Origin of the sequence: Paramicrobacterium agarici, from assembly GCF_002563955.1 — a bacterium.
Classification (GTDB): domain Bacteria; phylum Actinomycetota; class Actinomycetes; order Actinomycetales; family Microbacteriaceae; genus Paramicrobacterium; species Paramicrobacterium agarici.
In genome coordinates, this window is the sequence record NZ_PDJE01000001.1 from 1,296,495 (window position 1) to 1,312,439 (window position 15,945).

17 protein-coding genes are annotated in these 15,945 nt (G+C 64.8%); 8 read left to right on the forward strand and 9 right to left on the reverse strand.

Annotated features, from left to right (window positions below):
- Positions 1-19: 19 nt before the first annotated feature.
- Positions 20-583, reverse strand: a complete 564-nt coding sequence (locus tag ATJ78_RS06365; protein ID WP_143741381.1) for a hypothetical protein — start codon at positions 581-583, stop codon at positions 20-22.
- A 154-nt stretch (positions 584-737) separates the two neighbouring features.
- On the opposite strand from ATJ78_RS06365, the gene ATJ78_RS06370 reads away from it, so the two are divergent.
- Positions 738-1,991, forward strand: coding sequence for an amidohydrolase (locus ATJ78_RS06370; RefSeq protein ID WP_098406833.1), 1,254 nt, complete (start codon positions 738-740; stop codon positions 1,989-1,991).
- 6 nt (positions 1,992-1,997) lie between these two features.
- On the opposite strand, the gene ATJ78_RS06375 is transcribed toward ATJ78_RS06370, so the two are convergent.
- The 4 genes from ATJ78_RS06375 to purS all read right to left on the reverse strand — a co-directional run bounded on the left by ATJ78_RS06375 (position 1,998) and on the right by purS (position 4,243).
- Entirely contained in the window at positions 1,998-2,645 is a 648-nt protein-coding gene (locus tag ATJ78_RS06375) for a trimeric intracellular cation channel family protein (protein WP_098406834.1), read from the reverse strand.
- A gap of 75 nt (positions 2,646-2,720) precedes the next feature.
- Positions 2,721-3,239: a DUF3817 domain-containing protein gene (locus ATJ78_RS06380; protein ID WP_245836229.1), complete on the reverse strand. Its 519-nt coding sequence runs from the start codon at positions 3,237-3,239 to the stop codon at positions 2,721-2,723.
- A 60-nt stretch (positions 3,240-3,299) separates the two neighbouring features.
- A complete protein-coding gene (purQ, locus tag ATJ78_RS06385; RefSeq protein ID WP_098406836.1) occupies positions 3,300-3,995 on the reverse strand; it encodes a phosphoribosylformylglycinamidine synthase subunit PurQ in 696 nt (231 codons plus the stop codon).
- Positions 3,992-4,243: a phosphoribosylformylglycinamidine synthase subunit PurS gene (gene purS, locus ATJ78_RS06390; RefSeq protein WP_098409244.1), complete on the reverse strand. Its 252-nt coding sequence runs from the start codon at positions 4,241-4,243 to the stop codon at positions 3,992-3,994. The genes purQ and purS overlap by 4 nt, the downstream gene beginning before the upstream one ends.
- A 115-nt stretch (positions 4,244-4,358) precedes the next feature.
- Here purS and ATJ78_RS06395 point away from each other — a divergent pair, with 115 nt between their 5' ends.
- The 3 genes from ATJ78_RS06395 (at position 4,359) to ATJ78_RS06405 (ending at position 7,097) form a co-directional block, all read left to right on the forward strand.
- Entirely contained in the window at positions 4,359-5,567 is a 1,209-nt protein-coding gene (locus ATJ78_RS06395; protein ID WP_098406837.1) for a sensor histidine kinase, read from the forward strand.
- A complete protein-coding gene (locus ATJ78_RS06400; protein WP_098406838.1) occupies positions 5,564-6,184 on the forward strand; it encodes a response regulator transcription factor in 621 nt (206 codons plus the stop codon). Before ATJ78_RS06395 ends, ATJ78_RS06400 begins: the two co-directional genes overlap by 4 nt.
- A gap of 163 nt (positions 6,185-6,347) precedes the next feature.
- The gene (locus tag ATJ78_RS06405) at positions 6,348-7,097 is read left to right on the forward strand and encodes an HAD family hydrolase (RefSeq protein ID WP_098409245.1); all 750 of its coding nucleotides are present in this window, start codon (positions 6,348-6,350) and stop codon (positions 7,095-7,097) included.
- Positions 7,098-7,118: 21 nt separating this feature from the next.
- On the opposite strand, the gene ATJ78_RS06410 is transcribed toward ATJ78_RS06405, so the two are convergent.
- Both ATJ78_RS06410 and ATJ78_RS06415 read right to left on the reverse strand, forming a co-directional pair.
- Entirely contained in the window at positions 7,119-8,207 is a 1,089-nt protein-coding gene (locus tag ATJ78_RS06410) for an alpha/beta hydrolase (RefSeq protein ID WP_098406839.1), read from the reverse strand.
- A gap of 55 nt (positions 8,208-8,262) precedes the next feature.
- Positions 8,263-9,150 (reverse strand): VOC family protein, encoded by an 888-nt coding sequence (locus tag ATJ78_RS06415; RefSeq protein ID WP_245836230.1) that lies wholly within the window; start codon positions 9,148-9,150, stop codon positions 8,263-8,265.
- Positions 9,151-9,258: 108 nt separating this feature from the next.
- Between ATJ78_RS06415 and ATJ78_RS06420 the strand changes: the two genes are divergently transcribed.
- Positions 9,259-9,783, forward strand: a complete 525-nt coding sequence (locus tag ATJ78_RS06420; protein ID WP_169923407.1) for a DoxX family protein — start codon at positions 9,259-9,261, stop codon at positions 9,781-9,783.
- Here the strand turns inward: ATJ78_RS06420 and ATJ78_RS06425 are convergent.
- On the reverse strand, positions 9,780-10,688 hold the full coding sequence (locus tag ATJ78_RS06425; RefSeq protein WP_098409246.1) for a phosphoribosylaminoimidazolesuccinocarboxamide synthase: 909 nt from the start codon (positions 10,686-10,688) through the stop codon (positions 9,780-9,782). The genes ATJ78_RS06420 and ATJ78_RS06425 overlap by 4 nt on opposite strands.
- Before the next feature lie 540 nt (positions 10,689-11,228).
- Between ATJ78_RS06425 and ATJ78_RS06430 the strand changes: the two genes are divergently transcribed.
- The 3 genes from ATJ78_RS06430 (at position 11,229) to ATJ78_RS06440 (ending at position 14,627) form a co-directional block, all read left to right on the forward strand.
- Positions 11,229-12,494: an HNH endonuclease signature motif containing protein gene (locus ATJ78_RS06430; protein WP_098406842.1), complete on the forward strand. Its 1,266-nt coding sequence runs from the start codon at positions 11,229-11,231 to the stop codon at positions 12,492-12,494.
- Between the two features lie 335 nt (positions 12,495-12,829).
- Positions 12,830-14,314, forward strand: coding sequence for a DHA2 family efflux MFS transporter permease subunit (locus ATJ78_RS06435; RefSeq protein ID WP_098406843.1), 1,485 nt, complete (start codon positions 12,830-12,832; stop codon positions 14,312-14,314).
- A gap of 64 nt (positions 14,315-14,378) precedes the next feature.
- On the forward strand, positions 14,379-14,627 hold the full coding sequence (locus ATJ78_RS06440) for a LapA family protein (protein ID WP_098406844.1): 249 nt from the start codon (positions 14,379-14,381) through the stop codon (positions 14,625-14,627).
- A gap of 9 nt (positions 14,628-14,636) precedes the next feature.
- Here ATJ78_RS06440 and purD read toward each other — a convergent pair whose 3' ends face one another.
- Entirely contained in the window at positions 14,637-15,929 is a 1,293-nt protein-coding gene (purD, locus tag ATJ78_RS06445) for a phosphoribosylamine--glycine ligase (protein WP_098406845.1), read from the reverse strand.
- Positions 15,930-15,945 lie beyond the last annotated feature (16 nt).

Here is a 15,945-nt window from a genome sequence, read left to right on the forward strand (position 1 = left end):
GGAACGAGGCTCTGTGCTGTCATCGGCGCACACGAACTCCCGCGCGGGCCAGGCTTGCGACGATGAGGTGAGCGATGACGACGGCGAGCCCGGTCGAGACCAGGCGCGCGGCGAGAACCGAGACGAGCAGCGCGGTTGAGAAGAGATCGGGGCGGATCGCGACGAGCGAGATCGCGAAGATCACGACAGCGCCGACGGCGGCGACGATCGCCCAGCGCGCGGGCGACTGCCAGCGGCATCCTGTCATCTTGACGGCGAGGCCAGCGGCAAGAGTCGGAAGTCCGAGCGCGGGAAAGAGCAGCAGGCCGAGTGTCGAGAACGGGAACGCGAGCGCGGCTGTGAACAGTGCCGTGAGGGGAATCGCTCGCCACGACTGGAGCATGATGCCTGCGGTGAAGGGCAGCACGAAATGGATGCCGGCGACGAGCGCGTAAGCGACCGGTGAAACCAGCGCGACTGCCGCGGTCGCCGGAGATGCGGTCGCGGTGACGACAGCGCCGAGAGCGCCGAATGCTCCGATGATGAGGAGCTCTCTGCTATTCCATGTGCGTGAGGGCCGCGTGCCCTCAGTATCCACTGTCACGGTCTCATTCTTCACCATGCGATCGCGACGGCGAGCGGCGTGACCGGCTCGCTACTCCCAGCCTCGGCACAAGCCCCTGTTTCGGCGATGCACGGCGGTGCTACGGTAACCGCACACGTCGTCAGGCAGCACATCAGCAGGCAGGGGGAACGCCATGAGCGTGACAGCAGCCGTTCTCGCGGGACTCGACGAAATTCGTGCGCGACAAGAGCAGCTGTATCGGGATCTGCACAAGCACCCGGAGCTCTCGCATCACGAGAAGGAGACGGCGGCGAAGGCCACGGCATGGCTGAGCGAGCTCGGCATCGAGATGCATGACGGCATCGGCGGATTCGGCGCCGTGGGCATTCTGCGCAACGGCGACGGCCCCGTCGTGCTGATGCGCGCTGACATGGACGCACTTCCCGTGAAAGAGCAGAGCCGGGTCGAGTACGAGAGCGAGGCGACAGCCGTCGATGACGAGGGGACGACGGTCCCCATCGCACACGCATGCGGGCACGACGTGCACGTCGCGTGTCTCATGGGAGCCGTCGAACTGCTCATCATGGGGAGAGATCAGTGGAGCGGCACGGTCATCGCGCTGCTCCAGCCCGCAGAAGAGACCGCTGACGGGGCGAGAAGGATGCTGGATGACGGCCTTGCCCAGCTGATTCCTGCCCCCGACGTCGCGTTCGCCCAACATGTTCTGCCGTTCGCCGCGGGAACCGTGGGCGTGCGGGGAGGTCCCTTTCTCACCGCAGCTGACAGTATCCGCGTCACCGTGTACGGCAGAGGAGCACACGGATCGATGCCGCAAGCGAGTGTTGACCCTGTCGTGCTTGCCGCCAACATCGTCGTGCGGTTGCAGACCGTGGTGTCGCGCGAGATCGACCCGTCAGAAACCGCGGTGCTCACGGTGGGGAGCATCCAGTCGGGCTCGAAGAGCAACGTGATTCCCGACAGCGCGGTGCTGCAGCTGAACATCCGAACGTACAGCGACGAGACCCGCACGGCGATCCTCGACGCCATTCACCGCATCGTCGACGCCGAGTGCATGGCATCGCGCTCTCCGAAACCCGCGGAGTTCGAGATCTTCGACAGCTTTCCGCTCACGAACAACGATCGGGGCGTGAGCACGCGTGTCTCGGGAGCATTCGCGGCGCACTTCGGGGACCGCAGCGTGCCGCTCGGGCGGCAAGCCGCGAGCGAGGACTTCAGCGACGTGCCCGACGCATTCGGTGCGCCGTACACGTACTGGGGGATCGGCGGAATCGACGCCGACGTGTACAACAAGGCCGCGGCTGAAGGGCGCGTTTCTCGCGACATCCCCGTGAACCACTCACCCGCGTTCGCGCCGGTCATTCAGCCGACGCTCGACACGGGAACCGAGGCGCTCGTGGTCGCGGCGCTCGCCTGGCTCGCGGCCTGACATCTCTCAGCTCTCTGGGGGTCGCCGGTCGCGCTGCTTCCAGGCTCGGGGCACGGGAGCGTTCCAGTTGAAGCGCACGCCGAGCACGCGGATCAGAAAGCACGTCGCCGCGGCGATGACGGCGGTGACGGGGCCGTAGAGTCCCAGGAGCCACGCGCCGACGGCGAACAGGGCACCGATGAACGCGGGCACGGCGTAGAGTCCATCGCTCAGCACCGACGGGATGCGGCCGAGCAGCGCGTCGCGAATGGTGCCGCCGCCGACGGCGGTGATGGTGCCGAGAATGATCGCCTGCGCGGGACCGAGCCCGAAGCCGACGGCCTTCATGGCACCCGTGACAGCGAAGAAGCTGAGACCGACAGCATCCAGCACCTCGATCGGCAACGTCAATCGATCGAGCCGATGGCCGAACGCGAACGCGATGAGCGCGCCGACGACCGCCGTCGCGAGGTAGCGCCAGTCCTGAAAGGTCGCGGGCGATGTGCTGAGCATGACGTCGCGAATGATCCCGCCGCCCATCGCCGTGATCATGCCGAGCGCGATCACGCCCACAATGTCAACGCGAGCGGCGCGCACGGCGGTGAGCGCCCCGTTGAGCGCGAACGCGAACGTTCCCGTCAGATCGAGGATCAGCAGAAGCAGCGACTGCTCCATCAGTGCTGCGTCCCTGTGCTCATGCGTCCATTCTGGTCACGTGCCGTGACCGGGGGCAACTGGGCCGCTCGCGGGTCAGTTGCCCCACTCAGTGGGAGGCCCGAGCGTGAGCAGCACGCAGAAGACCACGACGACAGCGATCACCAGGACGGCGCTGAGCAGAATCGGATGTTTCAAGAAGAACCGCAGAAGCGCGCTCACCCAGGTGGTGTCACGCGGATCGTCCGTCTTCTCACGCCGCCAGTCGCCGTCGAGCATGCCGCGGCGCTCGAGCCAGTTGTCGAACGGAATCGTCGCATAGGGAACGATCGCCGTCGCGACGGCTCCGACGATCTGCAGAGGGCGCCAGCGCTGATTGACACCGACGAGGCCCGCTGTGAACGCGTAGGCAACAAAAACGATGCCGTGCACGCTGCCGCCGACCGTAACGGGCCAGTCGCCAATCTGCACGACGTACTTGAGCAGCATCCCGAGAATAAGCAGCGTCCACGTGACGGTTTCGGCGATCGCGAGGATGCGGTAAAGACGGCGAGGCGTCAGCGACCCCGAAGCGGTCGTGGATGCTGGTGGAGTCGACATGTCGGTAGGGGCCATGCTCTCAATCCTCCCGGGTCGCCGGTGGCGGGGCATCGTCCGAAAGATGGAATGTGCGGGTCAGACCGCCTGCAGCGCCTGAATCGCCGAGGTGAAGAACCGCAGACCATCGACACCGCTGCGCATCGCAGCATCCGTGTCAGGTCCGAACCCGGGCTCGATTGCGTGCTCGGGGTGCGGCATGAGGCCCACGACATTTCCGCGCTCGTTCGTGACGCCGGCAATGTCTCGCAGCGATCCATTCGGGTTCACGCCGACATAGCGGAACGCGACGCGGCCCTCGCCCTCGAGGCGGTCGAGCTCGTCGTCGCTCGCGATGAATCCGCCCTCGCCGTTCTTGAGCGGAATGACGATCTCATCGCCCGAGGCGAAGTCGTTCGTCCACGCGGTGTCGGCGTTCTCGACGCGCAGCGTCTGGTCGCGGCGCACGAAGGTGCCGATCTCGTTGCGAATCAGACCACCGGGGAGCAAGTGCGCCTCGGTGAGCATCTGGAATCCGTTGCAGATGCCGAGAACGGGCACCCCCTTTTTCGCCGCATCGATGACCTCGGCCATGATCGGCGAAACCGACGCGATGGCGCCGGCCCGCAGGTAGTCGCCGTAGCTGAAGCCGCCGGGAAGCACGATCGCGTCGACGCCGCGCAGGTCATGGTCGCCGTGCCAGAGCGCGACGGGCTCAGCATCCGCAAACCGAATCGCCCGCTGTGCGTCGCGATCGTCGAGGGAGCCGGGAAAGGTGACGACGCCGATTCTCATCGTTCGTTTGCCTCGCGCACCGAGACGACGTCTTCGATGACGGAGTTCGAGAGGATCTCGCCAGCCACCTTCGTGACGTCGGCGATGACCTCGTCTGTCACCTCGTCGACGGTGATCTCGAATCGCTTGCCGATGCGCACACTCGAGACGGCAGAATGCCCGAGGCGCGACAGCGCACCGTGCACGGCCTTCCCCTGCGGGTCGAGAAGCTCGGCCTTCGGCATGACATCAACAACAAGAGTGGGCACGTGGGACTCCGAAACGAAAACGCTTGGCACAAGGATGCCTCCATTCTACTGTGTCGCGGGCTCAGCAAACTTTCGACGGATGCCAGCGAGATTCAGCACCCCATAGGCTCGGTGCATGAGACATTCTGCGCTGACTCCCGTCTTCACGGGACTGCGCTGGGCGTTGCACGCGCTGCTCGTGGCGCTCGTGGTCTTCGCCATGGTGCACGCCAGCGTCGTGCAGTCGGCGCACGAGGTGGCGGTGCACGTGCTGGGCAGCGCGATGCTCGTGGTGTACCTCGGGGGTGCAGCCGTCTCGCGCGTGCGATGGCTGACGGGACGGCGCCTCTCGATCTTCGCGATCGTCTGGATCGGCGTGCTCACGCTCGTCTGGCTGAGCATGCTCATGGTGACGCTGGACGCCGCATACATCGTCTTTCCGCTGTTCTTTCTCTTTCTGCACCTGCTTCCCATGACAGCGGGCATCGTCATGGTTGTCGTCTCGACGACCCTGACGATTGCGATGCTCGGATACCACTCAGGAATCAGTGTCGGCGGCGTCATCGGGCCGGTGATCGGAGCAAGCGTCGCCCTCGCGATATCGGGCGGCTACGGCGCACTTTACCGTGAAGCGCAAGAGCGCGAGAAGCTCATCGGAGAGCTGCAGGAGACCCGCGGCGAGCTCGCGATCGCCGAGCGCGAAGCCGGCGTGCTCGCCGAGCGGGAGCGCCTTGCTCGTGAGATTCACGACACCGTCGCACAGGGGCTGTCAAGCATTCAGATTCTGCTGCACGCTGCAGAGCGCTCCGATCCTGACCGGCCCGGGGTCGAGCAGTTGCAGCTGGCACGCGAGACCGCTGCGGACGCGCTCGTCGATGCGCGGCGCATCATCCGCGAGCTCACGCCGCCCGTGCTCGACGAGCAGACGCTGGCCGGCGCGCTCACACGGCTGACCGCGTCGTCTGAGCACACCCTGCGCACGAGCGGACGACCGACGCGCGTCAGGTTTCACCGCGTCGGCGAGATGCGGCCGCTTCCCATGGCCATCGAGACGACGCTGCTGCGCGTGGCGCAGAGCGGCATTGCCAACGTGCAGCAGCACGCGGGTGCCACGGTGCTTGATGTCACGTTGACGTTTGACGAGGATGCTGTCACGCTCGACGTCGTCGATGACGGAGCCGGCTTCGACGCCGCGTCGCTCGAGCGACGAGCGAACTCATCGTTTGGGCTCGCCGCCATGCGAGGGCGCGTGACTGAGCTGGGCGGTACGCTCACGATCGAGTCAGCACCGGGCGAGGGGACGGCGCTGGCCGCGACGATCCCGCTGACAGAGGAGACCTCATGATCCGCCTGCTGATCGCCGACGATCACCCCGTCGTGCGCGCGGGGCTGCGCGCGCTCTTCGCGACGGAAGCGGACATGGACGTCGTAGGCGAGGCTGCGACGGGCGAAGGGGCTGTGCGCCTCGCGAAGGCCGGCGTCGACCTTGTGCTCATGGACCTGCAGTTCGGCGAAGGGTCGCAGGGCGTCGACGCCACACGGCGCATTCGGGAGTCTGGCGGGCCGCGCGTGCTCGTGCTCACCAATTACGACACGGATGCTGACATTCTCGGCGCCGTGGAAGCCGGAGCGGCCGGGTACCTGCTCAAGGACGCCCCGCCCGCGGAGCTGCTCGCGGCCGTACGTGCGGCTGCGGCGGGAGAGACTGCGCTTGCGCCCAGCGTTGCCGGTCGGCTCGAAGCGCGGCGAGACGCAGCATCCGTGTCTCTGAGCCTGCGCGAAGCCGAAGTTCTCGATCTCGTGGCGAATGGGCAGTCGAACCGCACGATCGCGCGTCAGCTGTTTCTCTCGGAGGCGACGGTGAAATCGCATCTCGTGCACATTTTCACAAAGCTCGGCGTATCGAGCCGAACCCAGGCCGTCGCAGCGGCACGTGAGCGCGGCCTCATCCGCTCGCAGTAGGGCTGCGCCGCTCGCTGGCGCCGACACACCGGGTGCTGCAGATCCCATCGACGTCACGCGCTCCTTGCTCGTCGTTCACGGGAACGACACCCCGGCGACTCTCGAGGTTCGGTCGCGCCCCGTATGGTCGAGCCGACAGCGAGTCAGAGGGGGCGACGCGATAATGACGATCGACGGTGGAACGCTGACGGTTGAGCCGGCGCGGCGGATCGACGACGATGTCGAATTCTATGACGTGCCGGTTGAGCTTGCCGTGCTCGACATCGCGGGCACGACTCTGCGCGATACGTGGCTTGTCGAGGGTGCGTTCACGCGTGCCTCGGAGCACATCGGTCTCGTGCAGAGCGATGACGACCAGGAGCGCATGCTCACGTTCGTCCGAGAGACCATGGGGCAGTCCGCGATCGAGGTCTTCCGCTCGCTGGCTCACAACGAGTTCGCAGCGCAGCGTGCCGTGAGCATCTTCGAGAGCGCGTACCGTGAGCGCCTCAGCTCTGTCGTCCCCGTCGACGGTGCGGAACAGACGTTTGAGCTTCTGCGGGAAGCAGGCGTGTCAGTCGTACTCACGAGTGGCTTCAGTCGAGGCACACTTGACGCACTCATTGACGAGCTGGCGTGGCGTGATCTGGTCGATGCGACGCTCTGTCCGGCGGACGCGGGGCGGGGGAGCCCGTCTCCTGATCTGCCGCTCACGGCGCTTGTTCGAACAGAGGCGCAGAGCGTCGATTCGATGGTCGTCGTGGGAGACACCGTCAGCGACATGCGCGCGGGGATCGCTGCGGGCGCCGGCCTCGTCGGTGGTGTGCTCACGGGCGTGCACTCCGCCGAGCAGCTGCACCGCGCGGGAGCAGACGAGGTGCTGACGTCGATCGCGGTGCTCCCCGCAATGCTCGGCGTCAGCGCTGAGCTGTGATCTGCGGGTGAGCTGCCGGCGTCACCGTGCCTCGTCAGAGGGGTGCAGCGTCTGCAGCGCACTGACGACGTCGCGGTGCCAGCGTTCGGCAAGTGGCACGACGGCCCGGTAATCGACGGTGTCATGCACAGCACCCTTGTACTCGACCGCGGTCGCGTCGACACCCGCTGCCCGAAGCGCGTGGGCATATGCAGCGCCATCCCCGCGCAGCACGTCGTACTCCGCGGTGAGAATCGTCGCAGGCGGAAGGCCGCGCAAGCTCGTCGCGAGCAGCGGGGAAGCGAGCGGATGCCGTGCGCGCGTTCGATCTCCCAGGTAGGCCTTCGCCACCCCGACCATCTCTCGGCGGGCAAAGAAATACGGCACGCGCAGCGTTCGCAGGGGGCGCAGATCGAGGTGCTTTCCCGTGAGATCGAGAGTGGGTACCTCGAGAATCTGCATGCAGACCGGATGCTGCGACCGCTGCCGGTTCGCGAGGGCGACCGCCGCCGCGATGTTGCCACCGGATGAGATGCCGTTCAGTGCGATCTTCGTGGCGTCGACGCCAAGCTCTTCAGCGTTCTCATGCATCCATTCGAGTACGGCATAGCCCTGCTCGACGGGAGTCGGGAATCGGTGCTCAGGCGCGAGCGCGTAGTCGACGGCGATCGTGATCACGCCGGAGTCCGCCGTGCGCGAGCGAAACAGGGCGTCTTCGCTCGTCCAGTCGATGCCGCCGAGCTGAAACGAACCGCCGAAGAAGGCGATCACAGCGGGCCGGGACTTCCGCTCGCTCGCTGCTGGGCGGTAAAGACGTACCCGAACGTCGGGGAAGCCGGCGACGGCGACTGTGTGATCCTCAGTATCGAGGCCTGGGCCGTGCACGCCGATGCGCTCGAAGAACCTCGTGTCCCAGGCTCGAGCATTCTTGCGCTTCCACTCCGACGTCGACTGGCGCGCGGTCTTCGCCGCCTGAGCGCGTCGTTCCTCGTGCGCGGTGTCACGCACCGTGCGGCGACCGAATCGGGCGCCGAAGTGGCGTGCTGACAGCAGCATCCGCTTGCGAAACTGGTCGGTGAGGTCGCGCATGTGCGCGCGGTGCATGGTCTCGAAGTACGGATCTAGCGGCACGGGACACCTCCAGCATCCACTTTATGCCGTCAGGTCAACGACGCCTCGGGCCGTATTACGCCGCAGCGGTCACGGTGATGAGGTTGTTCCACGGGTCATCGAAGCTGAGTGAGCGCCCGTCGTCGCGCGTCTGCACCTTGTGGTGGCGCAGCCGCTCGTCGAGCTCGCCGACGCCATCCCGGGCAGGCAGCTCGATGTCGATGCGTCCGAGGCCGAGCGCTGGCATTCGGGGGCCAGCGCCCCTGCTGTTCCAGACGTTCATGGCCATGTGGTGGTGATAGCCGCCAGCCGAGACGAACAACGCTTGATTGCCGAGGGATGCTGTCGCGTCGAAGCCGAGCGTGTCCACGTAGAACGCGCGCGCGGTCTCCGTGTCGCCGACCGAGAGATGCACGTGTCCGACGACGGCACCGCCGAGCTCGACAGCATCCGGTGTTGTCGCACCCTGATCGGTGAGGTGCTCGCGCAGGTACTGGTTCGGGTCGAGGTAGAGCGTCGCCATCTCGACCTGTCCGTGCACCCAGCTCCACTCGGTGCGGTCGCGATCCCAGTAGAGTTCGACGCCGTTTCCTTCGGGATCGGTGAAGTAGAAGGCCTGGCTGACCAGGTGATCGGCGCTACCTGTGAAGGTCCCGGGCTCGGAGCGTGCAACCGAGTAGAGCGCTGCTGCGAGCGCCGATTGCGACTCGAAGAGGATGGCCGTGTGAAAGAGACCGGCTGCACCGGAAGCGGCGTGCTTCAGCTCAGGAGCGTGCTCGAGAATAACGACGGGCGTGCCCCCGCGGCCCAGCGTGGTCGAGTTGTCAGATTGTGACATCACGTGAAGCGAGACGGCGTCGCGGTAGTACGCGGTCATACGGTCGAGATCGGCGACAAGAAGAGTGACGGGGCCCATTGCCGTGTCGGCGGCGAGTTTGCCCGAGGTGTCAAGTGTGGTGGTCATGATAGAGACAACAATAGTTGTAGCGACAACATTCCCACAAGCTGTGACCCCTTGGCGGGAGTGAAATTCCGCCGTACGCTTCGAGAAAGCGACGAGAAGGAGGCAACGGTGAGTTGGGGACGTGTGTTGGTCAGAGTCGTCGTCGGGGGAATCTTCGTCGGTCATGGTCTGCAGAAGCTGAAGGGCTCGTTCGGCGGACCGGGGCTTGAGGGCACGGAGAAGATGATGGAGAGCCTCGAGATGGAGCCCGCTCGTGAGAATGCGCTCGCTGTCGCGCTCGCCGAGACTGGAGCCGGGGCGGGAATCGTTCTCGGTGCTGCGACGCCCGTGGTGGCGGGTGGGCTCATCGGCTCGATGGTGACGGCGGTGCGCAAGGTTCATGCCAAGAACGGCATCTGGAATTCAAACGGCGGTTACGAGTACAACGCCGTGCTTATTGCCACGCTCGTTGCCATTGCAGCGGAGGGGCCGGGTCGCGCATCGGTCGACGCGATGTTCGGGAAGTCCCGATGGGGCGGTGGCGGCGGCTTGTTCGCATTGCTCCTCGGTGTCGGGTCTTCGTTCGCCGTCGTCGAGATGGGCAAGCGCGCGGCCGAGCAGAAGCGTCTTGCCGACAACGACGGTGAGAGCTAGCGCGTCATGCGCTCAAGGAGTTCGCGGTAGCGATGTGACGTGCGCTCGATGATGTCGGCTGGCAGCTCAGGCGGAGTGCCTGTCATGTCCCAAATCTGGGTCAGCCAGTCGCGGACGATCTGCTTGTCGAAGCTGGCCATGCGCTGATCAGGCGTCTCGCCCGTCGTCCACGCTTGGGCGTCCCAGTAGCGCGACGAGTCAGGCGTGAGCACCTCGTCAGCGAGAGCGATGTCACCGGAATCCGGGTCACGACCGAACTCGAACTTTGTGTCGGCGAGGATGAGCCCTTTCGCCTCGGCAATGGCCGCCGCCTTCGTGTAGATCGAGAGGGCGAGGTCTCGAACGGCTGCGGCATCATCGCCACCGATGAGTTCGACGGTGCGCTCGAATGAGATGTTCTCGTCGTGCTCGCCCATGGGGGCTTTCCATGCGGGCGTGTAGATCGGCTCCGGAAGCCGGTCGCCGTTCTGCAGGCCGTCGGCAAGAGGGATGCCGCACACGGTGCCGTTCTGCTGATATTCCTTCCAGCCGGAGCCTGTCAGGTACCCGCGCACGACGGCCTCGACGGGAAACATGTCGAGCTTCTTCACGAGCATGGCACGGTCGGCTACCTCGGCCGGCAGGGCAGCATGCCCTGCTTCGCCGGGCGCGTGGCTCGCAACGAGGTGGTTCGGAACGTCGAGATTGTCGAACCACCACAGACTGAGCCGGGTGAGCACTTCGCCTTTGCCGGGGATGCCGGGGGAGAGCACGTAGTCGTATGCGCTTACTCGATCACTCGCCACGAGGAGCATGGCGTCACCGGCACCAGCGACATCGGTCGATGGTGATGCAGGCTCGAAGAGATCACGTACCTTTCCCGAGTAGAGGTGATTCCAGCCGGCGGGTGTCAGGTTTGTGCTCACTCGTCCATTATCAACGGTCTTTGTGGCGGTCGCTCGTGTGACAGAGTGATGCACGCGTTCGCAGTCGGGTTTCTCCACAGATTGGTCTCGAATACATCTTCGAGTCAAGTTATCCACATTCGTTGGTTTGCTCGAATGAATGTCGGTGGTTCGTGGTGGAATTGGTGCATGGATGAGTTCAGAGATTCCGCTCCGGACCCGGACAATTGGGGTCCGGCGGATGGGAGGGAAGAGTTATATCAACCGCCGCCGATCGGCTCGAACAATCGTGGGGAGAGTGGTCCACGCTTCGACGAATCCGAGCCTGACGAGCCAGACGCAGGGGTGCAGCCTCCTGCCGGGTTCACTCCGGCAGTCAGCGCTGACGAGCCGGCACAAGGCCCTGACGAGCCGGCTGATGCTGAGACTGCACCAGACGTGACGGTCCCGGCTCAGTCGCCGGAAGATGCTCACGAGGATGCTGTAGCGAGCGCGTTGCGTGAGCGGCTGGCTGGTGTTGTTGCTGATTCTCGTGCGATCTCGGCAGCGGAAGCATCGCGCATGCGCGGCATCTACGGGATGCTGCAGGAGGCCCTTGAGCATCCGGGTGTGTTCATCCCTGTCCCGGCCGGAACGTCTCGGGCGGATCTTGATGCGGAGGCTGAGGGGTGGGTGCGGTCTTCTTTGGCGCAGGAGATCGGTGCGGCGATCGGTGTCACGAAGGGTCACGCGCAGGGCCTGCTGAATGATGCTGAGTTTCTGTGTGAGAAGCTCTCGTCAACATTCGGCGCTTTAGAGGCTGGTGAGATTACGCGGCAGCATGTGGATGCGATGCTGCGTCAGGCCGTGAGCCTCGACCCAGAAGAAGCGGCCGCGTTCGAGACGAAAGCTCTCCCTAAGGCAAGGCAGCAGTCGGCGACGCAGTTTGCTCGTGCTGCGATCAAGATCCGGGAGGGTTTGTTTCCGGAGACGATTAGTGAGCGTCGGTGTGAGGCGGTGAAGCAGCGTCGGGTGGAGTGCTACGGCACCCAAGACGGCATGGGAGCTCTCACCCTGCACGGTCCGGTCGAGGTGGTGCAGAGCTTTCTGAATGCGGCCACGCGGACGGCGCGGGCGTTGAAAGCTGCCGGCGACGACCGGACTCTGGCGCAGATCGAAGCAGATGCTGTCACTGATGCCCTGATGAAAGGCTTCACCACCGACGGGCCTAAACCCGGTGTTGGTGCTTCGGGGGTGGGGGCTGACCGTTTGGGTGGGATTCGTCCGACCGTGCATGTCACCGTCCCCGTCATGACACTCCTCGGACACTCCGACGAGCCCGGACAGTTGGACGGATACGGGCCCATCGCCCCCGACATCGCACGCGAGTTGGCGGCGCGGGCACCGAGTTTCACGAGGTTATTGACGCACCCGGAGACCGGGGCGGTGCTGTCGGTGGGGCGTGACAGTTATGCGGTGCCGGCGGATCTGAAACGCACCGTGCGACTGCGCGATGAAACCTGCACCGGCATCGGCTGCGACCGGCCTGCCACCATTTGTGACCTGGATCACATCGAACAATGGCAACACGGCGGTGAAACAAAGTTGTCGAATCTGCAGCCCGGATGCGAACAGCACCACATGCTCCGACACCACACCATGTGGCAGGTTCATACCGACGGCGACCGGATCGAATGGATCTCACCCCTCGGAATCGCTTACCAGGTGCCACGCACCTCCAACGTCCAATTCCTGAAGACGGGCGCCGAGGACAAGGCGACGGTGAGCGGCGAGGCCGCAGCAGATGATGATCAGCGGGAGGCGCTACCCGAAGAACCGTTGTTCTGACGAACCGTCCCCAGGCTGACCATGGGCTGGCCGACGATGTCGTCGGCGGCGCTACCTGCCAGTTTTGCGGGACCGCATCGGGGAGGCGCTAAGGGAAGTTCCTGGGCCTGAACCCGAGCAGAGCCACTGCTCGGGCGGTCAACGCTGCATCAGAGCTGCCGGGGCGGCTGCGTCGCGAACTTGCGCTGTCGCTAGCTTGCCCTGTTATTAGCGTGCTCTGACGGTGGGCTGCGTTGTCGGCAGTCAGCGCTGTCTGCGGCCGGGAGTATATTCCTGTAGGGACTCGCGACGAATGACGGCGTTCCCTCACGCACGCAGATCAGGCAGGAACACTCATGGATCGCACTCTTCGCCCCTGGCCCGCCCTCTGGGCATTGGTCATCGGCTTCTTCATGATCCTCGTCGATACGACGATCGTGTCGGTGGCGAACCCCGCGATCATCGACGGCCTCGACACTGACATCGAGCAAGTGCTATGGGTCACGAGTGCCTACCTTCTCGCCTACGCCGTGCCCCTGCTCATCACAGGACGTCTCGGCGACCGCTTCGGCCCGAAACGGCTGTACCTGACCGGGCTCGCCCTCTTCACGCTTGCATCCGCCGCATGCGGACTATCGACAGACATCACCATGCTCATCGCGGCTCGCGTCGCTCAAGGCCTGGGAGCATCCATGATGACGCCACAGACAATGGCCGTCATCACACGAGTGTTCCCACCGAATAAGCGCGGAACGGCAATGGGACTGTGGGGCGCAACCGCTGGCGTCGCGTCGCTCGTCGGTCCCATCCTCGGAGGTGTACTCCTCGACAGTCTCGGCTGGGAATGGATCTTCTTCATCAACCTTCCCGTCGGCGTCATCGCTTTCGTCGCAGCGGTTCGGTACGTTCCACGTCTTCCTACGCACGCCCACCGCTTCGACATCGTCGGAGTCATTCTGAGTGCGCTCGGCATGTTTCTTCTCGTCTTCGGCATTCAAGAAGGGCAAAGCTACGACTGGGGATACATCTGGGGCCCGATTTCTGTCTGGTCACTGATCATCGCCGGCATTGTCGTACTCATCGCCTTCGTCGTCTGGCAGCGATTCACCTCGACAGAACCTCTCGTTCCGCTTCGCGTTTTTCACGACCGCAACTTCTCACTCGGCAACGCAGTGATCACCACCGTCGGCTTCGCCGTCACAAGCATGGCAATTCCGCTCATCTTCTATCTGCAACTCGTACTCGGACTCAGCCCGACGGAATCCGCGCTGATGATGGTACCCATGGCGGTGATCTCGGGAGTTCTCGCCCCATTCGTCGGCCGACTGATCGACCGCATCAACCCTCGGCTCGTCGCGACCGCAGGAATGACGTGCTGCGCCGTCGGGCTCACTTGGTACGCAGCCGTTCTGACGCCTGGCCAATCCATCATCGTGCTGCTGATGCCAAGCGCCATGCTCGGACTGGCGAACGCGGCGATGTGGGGCCCCCTCGCAACGATGACCACACGCAATCTCCCGCCTGCACTGGCCGGCGCTGGTTCCGGCGTCTACAACACAACGCGCCAGGTCGGTGCGGTGCTCGGCAGCGCGTCGATCGCGATGATGATGCAGGCACGACTCGCCGCCGAACTCCCCTCATCGGGAGACGCGCCAGCCGGCACGGAGGTTGGCCTCGCGACCGCGCTGCCGGAGTTTCTACACGAGGGCTTCAGCGCGGCAATGGGACAGGCGATGCTTCTTCCCGCCGCGCTCTCGCTCGTCGGCGCTGTCGTCACCCTGTTCTTCGCCAAGCCGAAGCCCCTCATCGACGAATGGGGCACCGCGGCCCAAGCTGATTGACCCGGCGACATTGCCTGGATAGCCTCAGGGCAAGCAATGAGTGCCGTGGGTGAGGGGAGCCACGATGAGCGAGTCGAAGAACTCCAGCGGGGTGATGAGTTTTCTTGCGACCGTCAACTGGGCTGCGCTCGTGTTGCTCGTGCTTGTCGTCATCTTCATGGTGCAGAACTCGCACGACGCGAATCTGACGATCCTATGGGTGACTGTACGGTGGCCGCTTTGGCTCGCAATCGGCATCGTGCTCGTACTGTCGTTCGCCGCAGGCTTTCTCTTTCGCGGACGCCGCGATAAGCGCAGACGCTCACGCCGGTAAGCAGTGCTCCTATAGCGCCGCGCGCTTCGCGATATCGGTGCGGTACTGCGCCCCCTCGAGCCCAATCAGACCGATCGCATCGTACGCACGCTCACGTGCCTCACCGAAGGTTGTGCCGAGAGCGACGACATTGAGTACACGACCACCGGATGCTGTCAGACGGGTTCCGTCGACGAGCGCGGTTGCCGCGTGCGCGATGTGCACGCCGTCAATCGCCTCGGCAGCGTCGAGTCCCGTGATCTCCCGACCGGTGATCGGGGTAGCCGGGTAGTTCTCGCTCGCGAGAACGACGGTGACGGCCGTTGTCATACCGAACTCGGGGCGCTCGGATTCGTTGAGCGTACCCGTCGCTGCCGCGTATAGAAGCGTCGACAGGGGAGTCGCCAGCCGCGGCAGCACGACCTGCGTCTCGGGGTCTCCGAACCGCGCATTGAATTCGATCACGCGGATTCCCGAGTCGCCGGCAGAGTCCTTCTTGTCTGTCAAGATGAGTCCTGCATAGAGCAACCCGATGAACGGCGTCTGCTCCTCGGCAAGCTGCGTGATCACGGGCTGCGCGATGGTCCTGATCACCTCGTCGACAAAGGCATCCTCACTGCCGAAACGCTCATCGAGCCAGGGCAGCGGAGAATAGGCGCCCATTCCGCCCGTGTTCGGTCCCGCATCCCCGTCACCCAGGCGCTTGTAGTCTTGCGCGGGCGACAGCGGAAGCACTCGGTGCCCGTCGCTGAGCAGAAAGAGCGAGACCTCTTGGCCGTCGAGAAATTCTTCGACGAGGATGCTGCCGCTGGGCAGGTACCGGCGCGCGTGATCGAGAGCAGCATCACGCTCTGACGTCACGAGCACACCCTTGCCCGCAGCAAGACCATCGGCCTTGACGACGTACGGCGCGCCGTAGGCATCCAGCGCTGCCTCGACCTCGGCCAGGTTCGTGGCACGCTGCGCGCGGCCGGTGGGTACGCCCGCAGCATCCATAACGCGCTTGGCGAATGTCTTGGACCCCTCAAGGTGCGCTGCGGCCTTTCCAGGCCCGAAGACGGGGATCCCCTGCTCGCGCAACTCGTCTGCAACACCCGCGACAAGCGGTGCCTCGGGGCCGATCACGACGAGGTCGACGGCACGGTCGATTGCGACATTCGCCACCGTCACCGGATCGTTGATGTCGAACGAGGCGACAGCGACGTCGCGTGCAATGCCAGCATTGCCCGGTGCCGCGATGATGTCGTGACCCGCATTCTCCGACAGAAGCGACAGGATGATGGCGTGTTCCCGGGCGCCAGACCCCAGCACAAGAATCTTCACGGGTACTAGCCTATGG